Here is a 14,452-nt window from a genome sequence, read left to right on the forward strand (position 1 = left end):
TGACATCAGCCCACGACCAGGTTAAGCAGCTTGCCCGGTACGTAAATCACTTTACGAATGGTGACGCCATCAAGATATTTGGCCACCAGATGCTCCTGCGCAGCGCGAGCCTGCACCTGTTCCTGGTTAGCGTCAGCTGCGACGGTAATCTTCCCGCGCACCTTGCCGTTAACCTGTACCACAACCAGCAGTGAATCTTCGACCATTGCCGCTTCGTCTGCCTGCGGCCACGGTGCGTTGTCGATGTCGCCCTCGCCACCCAGCGACTGCCACAGCACGAAGCTGGCGTGCGGAGTGAACGGGTTGAGCATGCGTACCACGGCCAGCAGCGCTTCCTGCATCAGCGCACGATCCTGCTCGCTCTCCTGCGGGGCACGGGCAAGTTTGTTCATCAGCTCCATAATCGCGGCAATCGCAGTGTTGAAGGTCTGACGGCGGCCGATATCATCGGACACTTTGTTAATGGTTTTATGCAGATCGCGACGCAGGGATTTCTGAGCGTCGTCCAGCGCATCAACGTCTAGCGCGACGGTTGCACCTTTTGCGGTGTGCTCAAAGGCCAGTTTCCAGACGCGCTTCAGGAAGCGGTTGGCCCCCTCCACACCGGACTCCTGCCACTCCAGCGTCATTTCCGCCGGGGAAGCGAACATCATGAACAGACGCACGGTGTCAGCACCGTAGCGCTCCACCATCACCTGCGGGTCGATGCCATTATTTTTTGACTTCGACATTTTGCTCATGCCGGCATAAACCAGCTCGTGGCCTGCTTCGTCTGTTGCTTTAGTAATACGGCCTTTTTCATCGCGCTCAACGGTGACGTCAACCGGAGAAACCCAGTTACGTTCGCCGTTGGCACCGCTGTAGTAGAAGGCATCTGCCAGCACCATACCCTGGCACAGCAGGCGTTTAGCCGGCTCGTCAGAGTTTACCAGCCCGGCATCACGCAGCAGCTTGTGGAAGAAGCGGAAGTAGAGCAGGTGCATGATGGCGTGCTCAATGCCCCCCACATACTGATCGACCGGCAGCCAGTAGTTAGCGGCCGCCGGGTCCAGCATGCCTTTGTCATAGTCCGGGCAGGTGTAGCGTGCGTAGTACCAGGAAGACTCCATAAAGGTATCAAAGGTATCGGTTTCGCGCAGCGCAGGCTGACCGTTGACGGTGGTTTTCGCCCACTCGGGGTCGGCTTTAATTGGGCTGGTAATGCCATCCATCACCACATCTTCCGGCAGGATCACCGGCAGCTGGTCTTCAGGCGTTGGCATCACGGTGCCATCTTCCAGCGTCACCATTGGAATTGGCGCACCCCAGTAACGCTGACGGGAGACACCCCAGTCGCGCAGGCGGTAGTTTACCTTACGCTCGCCAACCCCTTTGTCGGCCAGTTTGTTGGCAATGGCGTTGAAACCGTCTTCATAGGACAGACCGTCAAACTCACCGGAGTTAAACAGCGTGCCTTTTTCGGTCATCGCGGCTTCGCTCAGGTCTGGCGCGCTGCCGTCAGCGGCAAGGATCACCGGCTTGATGGCCAGGTCATACTTGGTGGCGAATTCCCAGTCGCGCTGGTCGTGGCCAGGTACGGCCATTACGGCACCGGTGCCGTATTCCATCAGCACAAAGTTTGCTACCCACACCGGCAATTTCTCACCGGTCAGTGGATGTTCAGCAAACAGGCCGGTCGCCATGCCTTTCTTCTCCATGGTCGCCATTTCAGCTTCGGCCACCTTGGTGTTCCGGCACTCGGCGATGAAGTCAGCCAGCGCCGGGTTGGTTGCGGACGCCTGAGCGGCCAGCGGGTGGCCCGCAGCGACGGCCAGGTAGGTCACACCCATAAAGGTGTCCGGGCGCGTGGTGTAGACGCTCAGCTTCTCTGCGCTGTCGATAACGCTGAACTCGATTTCCACCCCTTCGGAGCGGCCAATCCAGTTGCGCTGCATGGTTTTAACCTGCTCAGGCCAGCTTTCCAGCTTGTCGAGGTCATTCAGCAGTTCGTCGGCATAGTCGGTGATTTTGACAAACCACTGTGGGATCTCTTTGCGTTCAACCTTGGTGTCGCAGCGCCAGCAGCAGCCGTCAATAACCTGCTCGTTAGCCAGCACGGTCATGTCGTGCGGGCACCAGTTCACCGCCGAGGTCTTTTTGTAGACCAGGCCTTTTTCATACAGCTTGGTGAAGAACCACTGTTCCCAGCGGTAATACTCTGGCTGGCAGGTGGCGAGTTCGCGGTTCCAGTCATAGCCAAAGCCCAGCAGTTTCAGCTGGTTTTTCATGTAGTCGATGTTGGAGTAGGTCCACGGAGCCGGTGCGGTTTTGTTTTTCACCGCGGCGCCTTCAGCAGGCAGGCCGAAGGCATCCCAGCCGATTGGCTGCAGCACGTTTTTACCCAGCATGCGCTGGTAACGGGAGATCACGTCACCAATCGTATAGTTGCGCACGTGGCCCATGTGTAGGCGGCCAGAAGGATAGGGCAGCATGGAGAGGCAGTAATACTTCTCTTTACCTTCCTCTTCGGTCACTTTGAACGTTTGCTTCTTATCCCAGTGCTGCTGGACGTGGGATTCTATCTCTTCCGGGCGGTATTGCTCTTGCATAGTAGCCAGTGGTCCTTTGTATCGATTTTTTGTGTTCGTTCAGATCCGCATAGCATAGCTGATAAGCAACTGTGGCAACAACAGTAAGCGTCCTGATGGTGGGCATTTCTCTGCAAGCTGGAAGCGCGGCGGCAAAATTTATCGCTGAAACACGGTAAATTTTCAGCAGGCGCTAGAATGAGAGGAAACGCTTTCGTTATCAATAAGGAGAGTCTATGAACAAGGTCGCTCAGTATTATCGTGAGCTGGTATCTTCACTGACAACGCGTCTGGAACGCGGAGAACGCGATATCGATGCGCTGGTTGAGAGTGCGCGCCAGCGGATGAATAATCGTGGAGAGTTAACGCGCAGTGAAATTGATGACGTGAGCCGCGCCGTACGCCGCGATCTGGAAGAGTTTGCCCGCAGCTATGCCGAAAATCAGCAGGAGCTGGGCGACAGCGTGTTTATGCGCGTGATCCGGCAAAGCATCTGGAAGGAGCTGGCGGATATTACCGACAAAAGTCAGCTGGAGTGGCGTGAAGTATTCCAGGACCTCAACCATCATGGCGTGTATCAGAGTGGCGAAGTCGTGGGGTTAGGCAATCTGGTGTGTGAGACCTGCCAGTTTACCCGGGCGATCTACACCCCTGAGGTACTGACCCGCTGCCCGGAGTGCGGCCACGATCACTTCGTGCGTCAGCCGTTTGAACCGTAATACCTTTATTACGGGCGGACCAAAAACTGCGGTCCGCCCCTACATACACTTGACCAGTAGGGGCTGACCCTCTATTTCGGTCAGCCCTCAGGCAGGTTTAATGCAGGATCTTCGCGAGGAAGTCTTTAGCACGCTCCGACTGCGGATTGTTAAAGAACTCATCTTTCGGTGAGTCTTCAACAATCTTGCCTTCATCCATAAAGATGACGCGGTTCGCCACCTTACGCGCAAAGCCCATCTCGTGCGTCACCACCATCATCGTCATGCCTTCGTTAGCCAGTTCGACCATAACGTCCAGCACTTCATTGATCATCTCCGGATCTAGTGCCGAGGTCGGTTCATCGAACAGCATGGCGATGGGATCCATACAGAGCGCGCGGGCAATCGCCACGCGCTGCTGCTGCCCCCCGGAGAGCTGGCCAGGGAACTTGTTGGCATGTGCGCCCAGCCCGACACGCTCCAGCAGCTTCAGACCCTTTTGACGCGCTTCTTCTTTATTACGCTTCAGAACTTTTACCTGCGCCAGCGTCAGATTTTCAACAATCGACAGGTGCGGAAACAGTTCAAAGTGCTGGAACACCATCCCGACTTTTGAGCGCAGCTGCGCCAGGTTAGTTTTCTTATTGTTGACCGGGGTGCCATTAACTTCGATCAACCCCTTCTGCACCGGCTCAAGGCCGTTCACGGTTTTGATCAGCGTGGATTTACCGGAACCGGAAGGACCGCAAACCACCACCACTTCACCTTTTTTCACTTCGGTTGAGCAGTCGGTCAGCACCTGAAAGTGACCATACCACTTAGAAACATTTTTCAGGGTAATCATTTAAGCAGTCCTTTTTTTCTTTAAATAGCTGACCAACAGCGACGCGCTAAGGCTAATAACAAAGTAAACCGCACCGGCAAACAGCACCATTTCAATCTCGGTACCGTTATTCACCCCGATGGTATCGGCGGTACGGAAGAAATCGGCAAGGCTTAAGACATACACCAGTGAGGTATCCTGGAACAGCACGATGCCCTGCGTCAGCAGCAGCGGCACCATGGCGCGAAACGCCTGCGGCAGGATAATCAGCTTCATGGACTGCCACTGGGTCATGCCCAGCGCCAGCGCGGCGTTGCCCTGACCGCGGGCGATGCTCAAAATACCGGCGCGGATTATTTCCGAATAGTAGGCCGCTTCAAACAGCGAGAAGGCCACCATGGCTGAGATCAGGCGGATATCCGTTTTCGGCGACAGCCCCAGAACCTGCTGCAGGAAACTCGGCACCACCAGGTAAAACCACAGCAGCACCATCACCAGCGGCACAGAACGGAACAGATTGACGTAAATCTTGGCAAACCAGCTGATCGGCTTAAACGTCGACAGGCGCATTACTGCCAGCAGCGTGCCCCAGATAATGCCGAAGACCACCGCGGTGACGGTGATCTTAAGCGTGATGACCATGCCATTCCACAGGTAGGGCAGGTTAGGAACGATGGTGCTCCAGTCAAATTGGTACATTATTTGCCTCCCTGGCCCGGCAGGCGGACTTTGCGTTCAACCAGGCTCATCAGCAGCATGATCACCGCGTTAATTGCGATGTAGGCGAGGGTGATAGCAGTGAAAGATTCATAGGCGTGTGCCGAGTAGTCCAGCAGTTTCCCGGCCTGAGCGGCCATATCGACCAGGCCAATCGTCGAAGCGATAGCCGAGTTTTTTACCAGGTTCAGCATCTCCGAGGTCATCGGCGGCACGATCACGCGGTAGGCATTCGGTAACAGAACATAGCGATAGGTTTGCGGCAGCGTCAGGCCCATCGCCAGACCGGCATTCTTCTGTCCAGAAGGCAGCGACTGGATCGCCGCACGTACCTGTTCGCAGACGCGCGCGGCGGTAAATAAGCCCAGGCATAGCACGGAACAGGTAAAGAACTGGATGTTCGGATCGATCTCCGATTTAAACCACATGCCTATCCCTTCTGGCAGCAGCTCCGGCACCACCAGATACCAGATAAAGAATTGCACAATCAGCGGCACGTTACGGAACAGTTCAACGTAACAGGTGCCGAGTGAAGAGAGCAGGCGGTTAGGTACGGTACGTAAAATACCGAACAGTGAACCGACCAGCAGGGCGATTATCCAGGCGCAGACCGAGACGGCAATGGTGACCTGGAAACCAGACCATAACCAACCGAGGTAGGTAGTATTGCCGAAGGGGGCCTCCTGCAGGAATATTCCCCAGTTCCAATCAATAGACATAAAAAGCTCCGGTAAAAAAAGGGTAGCGACCGCTACCCTGAAGATTGATGAGAGGCTCTGCTGTGCTCGCCGGGGAACGACCGGCTTGCACCTTCACCGGGCCGTATGGTTTGAGCCATATCAGCCTGGCTGTGTCTGTCCGAGCCTGTTTTCAACAATCGTAGGGCAGCTACCTGCCCTTAACCCGTCCTAATTAACGTTGCTACTGCGTTGGCTTCACTCTTTCACCCCAGTCACTTACTTTCGTCAGCTCCCGGGGATTCATGCGCTTGCCGCCTTGTCGCCACGCTAATTATTCAGGATTTCTTTTGATTATTAATTCAATGCTTTGTCATTAGGTGTCTTGAACAGGGCTTTCATGTCGTCGGACAGTTCAAAGTTCATGTTCATATTCTTAGGTGGGATTGGCTGCTTGAACCATTTATCGAACCACTTAGCTGCTTCACCGGAAGTCTGTGCCTGAGCGATGGTGTCATCCATCAGCTTTTTAAACTCACCGTCACCTTTACGCAGCATACAGCCGTAGGCTTCTTTCGACTGTGGCGTACCGAGGATCTCCCAGCCATCCGGTTTTTTCGCCTTGGCACGTTCACCGGCCAGCAGGGCATCATCCATCATAAACGCCACGGCGCGGCCGCTTTCCAGCGTGCGGAAAGAGTCACCGTGATCTTTAGCGCTGATAATACGCATGCCCATTTTCTGCTCATCATTCAGCTTGTTCAGCAGAATTTCTGAGGTGGTGCCGGACGTCACAACCACGGTTTTGCCCTTCAGATCGGCGAAATCTTTAATCGGGCCGCCTTTTTTCACCAGCAGTCGGGTGCCGACAACAAAGATGCTGTCAGAGAACGCAGCCTGTTTCTGGCGCTCGAGGTTATTGGTGGTGGAACCACACTCAAAATCGTAGGTGCCGTTCTGCAACAGTGGGATACGGTTCTGAGAGGTGATCGGCAGCATTTTTACCTGCAGATCGGGCTTGTTCAGTTTTTTCTTGATGGCGTCAACAATCGCGTTGGAATAGTCCTGAGAGTAGCCCACCACTTTCTGAGCGTTATCGTAATAGGAGAACGGGACGGATGATTCACGGTGACCTACGACGATGACGCCGTTTTTGGCAATTTTTTCCAGGGTAGGCATTTGCTGTTGAGCATCCGCAGCGGCCTGTGGTTTGGCGTCCTCAGCATGAGCGATACCGGAGGCGAATCCTGCCAGTGCAAGGCAAAGCCCCAGTTTCCGTAATTTCATGTTCCTACTCCTTTGCAGTTGTGGCGCGAAATAAAACTGCGCCGACGTGATGTTGTGTGTGTATTTCCTGCTAATTATCTGTTTTTTTTCACGGCTTAACGCGTGTGGTTCCCCAATAACATAGCTGAATGTTAACGGCATGAAATGAAAAAGTTTCTTTTTTGCGAGGTGCGCCGCACCAAATGTGGGCGGTATTCCAGGCAATGCTCCGCAAGGGTGCAATTAATGCGCCTTAGCGGTGCGGGGACGATTTCATCGTGACATTCGTCGGGGGCCAGCACAGGTTTCCATGGAAACAATCCATAAAAACATAGCAATCATCGTGCCAATGGGGGAGTTTTAACAAAAGTGCAGCATAAACTGTGGGGAAGGGGGAGAGTAGCATGAGGTGGGGCTGACCATTTTTTCCGGTCAGCCCGCAATAGGGCAGGCAAGGGTCGAGCGAAAAGAGCATCGACCCCGACTGACTACTTACGACGACAACGACGTGAACCAATCAGACCGGCAATAGCAAACAGCAATGAGATCGCCCAGATGCCCCAGTTGCCGATGCGGGCATAAGGCGTCAGGCCGGTAGTCGGGGTCACTTTCGCCGCTAACACTTCCGCTTTGAACTGCGGAATGATGTGGATGATGTCACCGCTGGCATCGACCACTGCCGTCACGCCGTTATTCGTGCTGCGCAGCAGTGGGCGGCCCAGCTCCAGCGCGCGCATACGCGCCATCTGCAAGTGCTGCCACGGCCCGATAGAGTGACCAAACCAGGCATCGTTCGAAATCGTGAGCAGGAAGTTGGTATCCGGACGGAAGTTGTCACGCACCTGCTGCCCCAGCACGATTTCGTAGCAAATGGCGGCGGTGAGGTTATAGCCCGCCACCTGCAGCTGCGGCTGGACGTAGCTGCCGCGGCTGAATGACGACATCGGCAGGTCGAAGAAGGGCGCCAGCGGCCGCAGCAGCGACTCCAGCGGGACAAATTCCCCGAACGGCACCAGATGATTCTTCTGGTAGCGGTTGCCGCTGAAGTAGTTGTAAGGCTGCGGGCCGCCCAGCACGATGATGGTGTTGTAATCGTGGTAGCGATTACTCTGCAGGCGTGAATCGACGATGCCGGTCACCAGGCTGCTGCCACTGTCGCGCAGCTGGTCATCCACTGACTTCAGGAACGGCTGCTGGTTGGTTTCCAGATCGGGAATGGCGGATTCTGGCCAGATGATGATCGGAGCTTTACCCACGTACGGGCGGCTGAGCGCCGTGTAGGTTTTCAGCGTATTGATCAGCTGATTCGGGTCCCACTTCAGGGACTGCTCAATGTTGCCCTGCACCATTGCAACGTTCACCGCCCGTTCAGGCAGCGGCTGGAACCAGCTAATCAGACGCAGCGGCCACGGCAGCAGCAGCAGGGCGGCGGCGGCGATAGCAGGGACCAGACGGCGCTGCACCAGGGCATAAACCGCCAGGCCTGCAATCACCATCAGCAGGAAGGTGATGCCTTCTACGCCCAGCAGCGGAGCTAACCCTTTCAGCGGGCCGTTGATCTGGCTGTAGCCAAACTGCAGCCACGGAAAGCCGGTCAGCACCCAGCCGCGCAGAAATTCACTGATCTGCCACAGCACCGGAGCCGCAATCGCCAGGCGCAGCAGCGAGGCTTGCGGACACAGGCGGTTAAGCAGCGTGGTGAACAGCAGCGTGTAGAGCGACAGGTAGGCGGCCAGCAGCAGTACAAGGAAAACATTTACCGGCCCTGGCATTCCGCCGAAGGTTGCGATGCTGACATATACCCAGTTGATACCGCTGCCAAACAGGCCAAAGCCCCAGACAAAACCAATGGCGCTGGCCTGGCGGGTGGTGCGGTTAAGGGTTAATGCCTGCAGGCCAAACAGTGAAACTAAAGCAGCAGGCCAGAAATCATACGGGGAGAAAGAAAGGGTGCCAATGGCACCCGTAATCAGCGCTAAAAGCAGGCGAACCCGCTGGCGCTGGTAGATTGAGGCAATTGCCATACGGTAGTTACTCTTCCAGAGTCGGTTGCGGCGAATTTTCCGGGATACGGACATGGACCTGAATAATACGACGGCTGTCCGCCATCGCCACTTTAAACTGGTAACCGTCAATCTCAATACTTTCACCGCGGGCCGGCAGATGGCCGAAGCCCTGCATCACCAGGCCACCGATGGTGTCGACCTCTTCGTCACTGAAGCTGGTCTCGAAGACTTCATTAAAATCTTCGATCGGCGTCAGTGCCCGGATAGTGTAGGTGTGGCGACTCAGCTGACGAATATCGCGATCTTCTTCATCGTCATACTCATCTTCAATTTCACCGACAATCAGCTCGAGGATATCCTCAATGGTGACCAGACCGGAAACGCCACCGAATTCATCAATCACAATCGCCATATGGTACCGCTGCGAGCGGAACTCTTTCAGCATGCGGTCAACGCGCTTGCTTTCCGGTACCACCACCGCAGGGCGCAGAACCTTTTCGATGCTGAAAGGCTCAGATTCACTGCTCATAAACGGCAGCAGATCCTTGGCCATCAGGATGCCTTCAACATGGTCCTTGTCTTCACTGATTACCGGGAAACGTGAGTGCGCGGAGTCAATAATGACCCCAAGGCACTCTTCCAGCGTCTGGTTACGCTTCAGCGTCACCATCTGGGAGCGGGGGATCATAATGTCACGTACCCGCTGTTCGGCAATATCCATCACCCCTTCCAGCATGTCCCTGGTATCCGGGTCAATCAGGTCATTCTGTTCGGAGTCGCGGATCAGTTCCAGCAGGTCGTCACGGTTTTTTGGCTCACCGTGAAAAAGCTGGTTGAGAATGAGTGAAAAAAATCCCTTTTTACTCGGGGGACTGTCATTATTTTGTGAATGGTCATCGCTCATGGCGTTTTTGAGTTTGTCTCTCTGTTGTGTGATCGGCTGCCCCGAATTATTCAGGGGCAGGCGTGTTTACCCTTGATACTTCGAACGGCAGGTGCGTTGGCTGCGCTCGCTCGTCCCCGTCACATAGCTGACTGTGTTGCCGGGAACTCTCGATCTGGCCGCCTTGCTGCAATTCGAATCATTTTGGGTTAGTTCAGTTATTCTTTCTCCGAAATGTACGGATCGGGATACCCGAGAGCAAGCATTATCTCGGTTTCCAGCGATTCCATCTCTTCGGCTTCTTCATCTTCGATGTGATCATAACCCAGCAGGTGAAGGCTACCGTGGATCACCATGTGCGCCCAGTGGGCCTCCAGCGCTTTTTCCTGCTCTGCAGCTTCCTGCTCAACCACCTGACGGCAGATGATCAGATCGCCCAACAGCGGCAGCTCAATACCCGGTGGTGCTTCAAACGGGAATGAGAGCACGTTGGTCGGCTTATCCTTGCTGCGATAGGTGTGGTTCAACTCACGGCTCTCCGCCTCATCAACCAGACGGATTGTGACTTCGCTTTCCGGCTGGAACTGCGGCAGAACCGCCTCCAGCCAGCGCTGAAAGTCCGACTCTGGCGGCAGACCCTGCGCGTTCTCGCAGGCAAGCTGCAGATCAAGAATCACATTACTCATTTGTTCTCCTGTGAAGCCTGCTGAGCAGCAAGCGCTTCACGTTTACGTTCTTCTGCCTGAGCATCGCGACGTTTCTGGTCGGCGGCTTCCCAGGCTTCATAGGCCACGACGATACGTGCCACCACCGGATGGCGCACCACGTCTTCACTGTGGAAAAAGTTAAAGCTCAACTCTTTCACGTCGGACAGCACCTCAATGGCGTGGCGCAGGCCGGACTTCAGGTTGCGCGGCAGGTCAATCTGCGTCACGTCACCGGTGATTACCGCTTTGGAATTAAATCCAATGCGCGTGAGGAACATCTTCATCTGTTCGATGGTGGTGTTCTGGCTTTCATCGAGGATGATGAAGGCATCGTTCAGCGTACGGCCGCGCATATAGGCCAGCGGCGCGACTTCGATGACGTTGCGCTCAATCAGCTTTTCAACGCGCTCAAAACCGAGCATCTCGAACAGAGCGTCGTACAGCGGGCGCAGGTAAGGGTCAACCTTTTGGCTCAGGTCGCCCGGCAGGAAGCCAAGCTTTTCTCCGGCCTCTACCGCCGGGCGGGTCAGCAGAATGCGGCGGATCTCCTGGCGCTCCAGCGCATCGACCGCTGCCGCCACGGCCAGATAGGTTTTACCCGTTCCGGCTGGGCCGATGCCGAAGGTCACATCGTGGTCGAGGATGTTGGCCACATACTGCGCCTGATTTGGCGTACGTGGCTTAATCACGCCACGTTTGGTCTTGATGTGAATCGCTTTGCCAAACTCAGGCACGCTGTCGGCTGTCTGCTCCAGCACGCGGCTCTCTTTCACCGCCAGATGGATCTGTTCCGGATCGATATCCGGAATGTGGCCGCGTATCGGGGCGGTATCCACATACAGATGGCGCAGGATATCGGCAGCGGCGTCGACACTCAGCGCACGGCCAACCAGCTTAAAGGCATTCTCACGGCGATTAATCTCAATCCCCAGACGGCGCTCGAGCAGCTTGATATTGTCATCAAACGGGCCACACAGGCTCAGCAACCGGGTATTGTCGATGGGTTCCAGAGTTATTTCACGTGTTTCAATATTCAAACTAATCCTTTGGGTCACATAGGGCCAGGTTGAGAAATGGATGGCGAGACGGGCTTTAACAGCAGAGCCATAGCGAAATTATTTATGGCGAAGCGCAAAGCTGCAAGCGTCCGTGTGGATATTTGGGCGCGTGTTTCAGAAAGCAAGTGTAACGCGATGAAATGATGCGGCACATCTGAAGACGTGCCGCAAAAATGGGGGATCAAGGCTGGAACGTTCCCACGCCGAGTTCGTTCTCTTTGCGCGTGCGTGCAATAACGGAGGCTGGGGACTCAAGAGTGCGCAGATCCATCTGATCTTCAGCGCGCACCAGCACGCCACGCAGCGAGTTGGCGTAGACATCAACGATTTCCACATCGACAAACTTGCCGATGTGCTCCGGAGTGCCTTCAAAGTTCACCACGCGGTTACATTCGGTACGCCCGGAGAGTTCCATCACATTCTTGCGTGAGGTACCCTCCACCAGAATGCGCTGCACGGTGCCGAGCTTGCTGCGGCTCCAACTCATCACCTGCTGGTTGATGCGGTCCTGCAGAATATAGAGACGCTGCTTTTTCTCTTCTTCCGAGACATCGTCCGGCAAATCGGCGGCTGGCGTGCCGGGGCGCGCGGAGTAAATAAAGCTGAAGCTGGTATCGAAGTTTATCTCACCAACCAGCTTCATGGTCTGCTCAAAGTCGGCCTGGGTTTCGCCCGGGAAGCCGATGATAAAGTCAGAGCTCATCTGAATACCCGGGCGTGCAGCGCGCAGTTTTCGGATGATGGCTTTGTACTCCAGCGCGGTATGGGCGCGCTTCATCAGGGTCAGAATACGGTCCGCGCCGCTCTGCACCGGCAGATGCAGGAAGCTCACCAGCTCCGGCGTATCGCGATAGACATCAATGATATCGTCGGTGAATTCAATCGGATGGCTGGTGGTAAAACGGATACGGTCGATGCCATCAATGGCAGCGACCAGCCGCAGCAGCTCGGCAAACGAGCAGATCCCGCCGTCATAGGTGGCTCCGCGATAAGCATTGACGTTCTGGCCCAGCAGGTTAACTTCACGCACGCCCTGCGCGGCCAGCTGAGCAATTTCAAACAGAATATCGTCAGAAGGGCGGCTGACCTCTTCACCGCGGGTGTAGGGCACCACGCAGAAGGTACAATATTTGTTGCAGCCTTCCATGATCGAGACAAAAGCGGTCGGTCCTTCAGCACGCGGTTCCGGCATGCGGTCAAACTTTTCTATCTCCGGGAAGCTGACATCCACCACCGGGCTTTTACTGCCGCGCACGGTGTTGATCATCTCCGGCAGGCGGTGCAGCGTCTGTGGGCCAAAGACGATATCGACACAGCTGGCGCGCTGGCGCAGCTGGGCACCCTCCTGCGAGGCCACGCAGCCGCCAACGCCGATAATCACATCGGGGTTCGCTTCCTTCAGCTTTCTCCAGCGGCCAAGCAGCGCAAAAACTTTTTCCTGGGCCTTTTCACGAATCGAACAGGTGTTGAGCAGCAGTATGTCGGCATCTTCCGCCTCTTCAGTCAGAACATAGCCGTGTGTGCTGTTTAACAGGTCAGCCATTTTGGATGAGTCATACTCATTCATCTGACAGCCCCAGGTTTTGATATGTAGTTTTTTTGTCATCGACTTGCCATTTGTCATGCAGAAAGAGGAGCAGGGCGCGTATTCTGTCGTGCAGAGACGCCCATTAAGCCCGTGTTGCGGCGATCTGATTGTCACAGAAAATTCCGGTACACTTAATCACGCTCAGGATAACAGAATTCAGCCGCTGAGGTGTAGCCACACAGCACGCCAGGTCAGGCCGGCGAAGGAAAAAAAATGACGGAAATAAAGCAGAAAGTGGACGTGGCCATTGTCGGTGGCGGCATGGTGGGCGCAGCGCTGGCGAGTGGCCTGGCGCAGCACGGTTTTCAGGTTGCCGTGCTGGAGCAGGAAACGCCGGCAGAGTTTGTGGCGGGGAGCGATCCGGATGTGCGTATTTCCTCTATCGGTGCTGCCTCCGCTGCGCTGCTAAAACAGCTTGATGTCTGGCCTGCGGTGCTGGCGATGCGCACAGTGCCTTACCGCAAGCTGGAAACCTGGGAGTGGCAGACCGCAGCAGTTCATTTTGATGCCGAGTCGCTTGGCCTGCCAGAACTGGGTTTTATGGTGGAAAACAGCGTGTTGCAGCAGGCTCTGTGGCAGCGTCTGCAGCAGCAACCGGTTCAGCTACTTTGCCCGGCACGCCTGCGCGATCTGCAAAGTGAAAACGGCGGCTGGCAGTTAACGCTGGATAACGGTGAGCAGCTGCACGCACGGCTGGTGGTTGGCGCTGACGGGGCGAACTCTCAGGTTCGGCAGCTGGCCGGAATTGGTATACACGGCTGGAACTATTCTCAGTCGTGCATGTTGATCAGCGTGCGCTGTGAGCATGACGCCGGCGATACCACCTGGCAGCAGTTCACTCCGGATGGCCCACGCGCATTCCTGCCGCTGTTTGATCGCTGGGCGTCGCTGGTGTGGTATGACAGCCCGGCACGCATCCGCCAGCTGCAGGCGATGAGCATGCCGCAGCTGCAAAAGGAGATCCAGGCACACTTCCCGCCGCGAGTGGGCAGAGTGACCCCGGTCGCCGCCGGTTCCTTCCCGCTGGTGCGCCGCCATGCCACGCGCTATGTGCTGCCCGGTCTGGCGCTGGTAGGCGATGCGGCTCACACCATTAATCCGCTGGCCGGGCAGGGGGTGAACCTCGGCTATCGCGACGTGGACGCGCTGATTGAGGTGTTGAGTGAGTCGCGGCTGCGTGCGGAGGACTGGGCATCCGCAGCGGTATTACAGCGCTATCAGCGCAAACGCCTGAAGGACAACCTGCTGATGCAGAGCGGGATGGACCTGTTCTATTTTGCCTTCAGCAATCAGTCGGCACTCCTGAAGGTGTTGCGTAACCTTGGATTGATTGTCGCGCAGCATTCGGGCGTGCTTAAGCGTCAGGCATTAAGGTATGCGTTAGGTTTGTAGCAACGGTGGGATGGCGGGCTGACCGAACCAGAGGGTCAGCCTCTACCGTTAGCAACAGTGCCCGGTCATT

The 14,452-nt window shown here is 55.8% G+C and carries 12 protein-coding genes; 2 read left to right on the forward strand and 10 right to left on the reverse strand.

Annotation, left to right across the window (positions count from 1 at the left end):
* Positions 1 to 5: 5 nt before the first annotated feature.
* Complete coding sequence (gene leuS / locus ACLI4M_RS16175) at positions 6 to 2,588, reverse strand: leucine--tRNA ligase (RefSeq protein WP_133624179.1); 2,583 nt, start codon at positions 2,586 to 2,588, stop codon at positions 6 to 8.
* 215 nt (positions 2,589 to 2,803) lie between these two features.
* Between leuS and ACLI4M_RS16180 the strand changes: the two genes are divergently transcribed.
* Positions 2,804 to 3,286 carry a zinc ribbon-containing protein gene (locus tag ACLI4M_RS16180; protein ID WP_048916767.1) on the forward strand — a complete coding sequence of 161 codons (483 nt, stop codon included), beginning with the start codon at positions 2,804 to 2,806 and terminating at the stop codon, positions 3,284 to 3,286.
* 97 nt (positions 3,287 to 3,383) lie between these two features.
* On the opposite strand, the gene ACLI4M_RS16185 is transcribed toward ACLI4M_RS16180, so the two are convergent.
* The 9 genes from ACLI4M_RS16185 to miaB all read right to left on the reverse strand — a co-directional run bounded on the left by ACLI4M_RS16185 (position 3,384) and on the right by miaB (position 13,008).
* Positions 3,384 to 4,109 carry an amino acid ABC transporter ATP-binding protein gene (locus tag ACLI4M_RS16185; RefSeq protein WP_048916766.1) on the reverse strand — a complete coding sequence of 242 codons (726 nt, stop codon included), beginning with the start codon at positions 4,107 to 4,109 and terminating at the stop codon, positions 3,384 to 3,386.
* Positions 4,110 to 4,787, reverse strand: coding sequence for a glutamate/aspartate ABC transporter permease GltK (gene gltK, locus ACLI4M_RS16190; protein ID WP_099753574.1), 678 nt, complete (start codon positions 4,785 to 4,787; stop codon positions 4,110 to 4,112).
* Complete coding sequence (locus tag ACLI4M_RS16195) at positions 4,787 to 5,524, reverse strand: amino acid ABC transporter permease (protein WP_048916764.1); 738 nt, start codon at positions 5,522 to 5,524, stop codon at positions 4,787 to 4,789. Before ACLI4M_RS16195 ends, gltK begins: the two co-directional genes overlap by 1 nt.
* Before the next feature lie 315 nt (positions 5,525 to 5,839).
* Positions 5,840 to 6,769: an amino acid ABC transporter substrate-binding protein gene (locus tag ACLI4M_RS16200; RefSeq protein ID WP_048916763.1), complete on the reverse strand. Its 930-nt coding sequence runs from the start codon at positions 6,767 to 6,769 to the stop codon at positions 5,840 to 5,842.
* A gap of 467 nt (positions 6,770 to 7,236) precedes the next feature.
* Positions 7,237 to 8,772 (reverse strand): apolipoprotein N-acyltransferase, encoded by a 1,536-nt coding sequence (gene lnt, locus ACLI4M_RS16205; RefSeq protein WP_133624178.1) that lies wholly within the window; start codon positions 8,770 to 8,772, stop codon positions 7,237 to 7,239.
* Between the two features lie 7 nt (positions 8,773 to 8,779).
* The gene (gene corC, locus ACLI4M_RS16210) at positions 8,780 to 9,658 is read right to left on the reverse strand and encodes a CNNM family magnesium/cobalt transport protein CorC (protein ID WP_048916761.1); all 879 of its coding nucleotides are present in this window, start codon (positions 9,656 to 9,658) and stop codon (positions 8,780 to 8,782) included.
* A 197-nt stretch (positions 9,659 to 9,855) separates the two neighbouring features.
* Complete coding sequence (gene ybeY, locus ACLI4M_RS16215) at positions 9,856 to 10,323, reverse strand: rRNA maturation RNase YbeY (protein WP_048916760.1); 468 nt, start codon at positions 10,321 to 10,323, stop codon at positions 9,856 to 9,858.
* A complete protein-coding gene (locus ACLI4M_RS16220; RefSeq protein ID WP_048916759.1) occupies positions 10,320 to 11,381 on the reverse strand; it encodes a PhoH family protein in 1,062 nt (353 codons plus the stop codon). Before ACLI4M_RS16220 ends, ybeY begins: the two co-directional genes overlap by 4 nt.
* 202 nt (positions 11,382 to 11,583) lie before the next feature.
* Positions 11,584 to 13,008, reverse strand: coding sequence for a tRNA (N6-isopentenyl adenosine(37)-C2)-methylthiotransferase MiaB (gene miaB, locus ACLI4M_RS16225; RefSeq protein WP_133624177.1), 1,425 nt, complete (start codon positions 13,006 to 13,008; stop codon positions 11,584 to 11,586).
* 195 nt (positions 13,009 to 13,203) lie between these two features.
* On the opposite strand from miaB, the gene ubiF reads away from it, so the two are divergent.
* On the forward strand, positions 13,204 to 14,382 hold the full coding sequence (ubiF, locus tag ACLI4M_RS16230) for a 3-demethoxyubiquinol 3-hydroxylase (protein ID WP_133624176.1): 1,179 nt from the start codon (positions 13,204 to 13,206) through the stop codon (positions 14,380 to 14,382).
* Positions 14,383 to 14,452 lie beyond the last annotated feature (70 nt).

The organism is Erwinia sp. LJJL01 (assembly GCF_047300805.2).
Classification (GTDB): domain Bacteria; phylum Pseudomonadota; class Gammaproteobacteria; order Enterobacterales; family Enterobacteriaceae; genus Erwinia; species Erwinia aphidicola.

Excerpts from the sequence above, each read along its gene's own strand:
- leuS (WP_133624179.1), bottom strand. The coding sequence starts at position 2,588 with ATGCAAGAGCAATACCGCCCGGAAGAGATAGAATCCCACGTCCAGCAG.
- ACLI4M_RS16180 (WP_048916767.1), top strand. The coding sequence starts at position 2,804 with ATGAACAAGGTCGCTCAGTATTATCGTGAGCTGGTATCTTCACTGACA.
- ACLI4M_RS16185 (WP_048916766.1), bottom strand. The coding sequence starts at position 4,109 with ATGATTACCCTGAAAAATGTTTCTAAGTGGTATGGTCACTTTCAGGTG.
- gltK (WP_099753574.1), bottom strand. The coding sequence starts at position 4,787 with ATGTACCAATTTGACTGGAGCACCATCGTTCCTAACCTGCCCTACCTG.
- ACLI4M_RS16195 (WP_048916764.1), bottom strand. The coding sequence starts at position 5,524 with ATGTCTATTGATTGGAACTGGGGAATATTCCTGCAGGAGGCCCCCTTC.
- ACLI4M_RS16200 (WP_048916763.1), bottom strand. The coding sequence starts at position 6,769 with ATGAAATTACGGAAACTGGGGCTTTGCCTTGCACTGGCAGGATTCGCC.
- lnt (WP_133624178.1), bottom strand. The coding sequence starts at position 8,772 with ATGGCAATTGCCTCAATCTACCAGCGCCAGCGGGTTCGCCTGCTTTTA.
- corC (WP_048916761.1), bottom strand. The coding sequence starts at position 9,658 with ATGAGCGATGACCATTCACAAAATAATGACAGTCCCCCGAGTAAAAAG.
- ybeY (WP_048916760.1), bottom strand. The coding sequence starts at position 10,323 with ATGAGTAATGTGATTCTTGATCTGCAGCTTGCCTGCGAGAACGCGCAG.
- miaB (WP_133624177.1), bottom strand. The coding sequence starts at position 13,008 with ATGACAAAAAAACTACATATCAAAACCTGGGGCTGTCAGATGAATGAG.
- ubiF (WP_133624176.1), top strand. The coding sequence starts at position 13,204 with ATGACGGAAATAAAGCAGAAAGTGGACGTGGCCATTGTCGGTGGCGGC.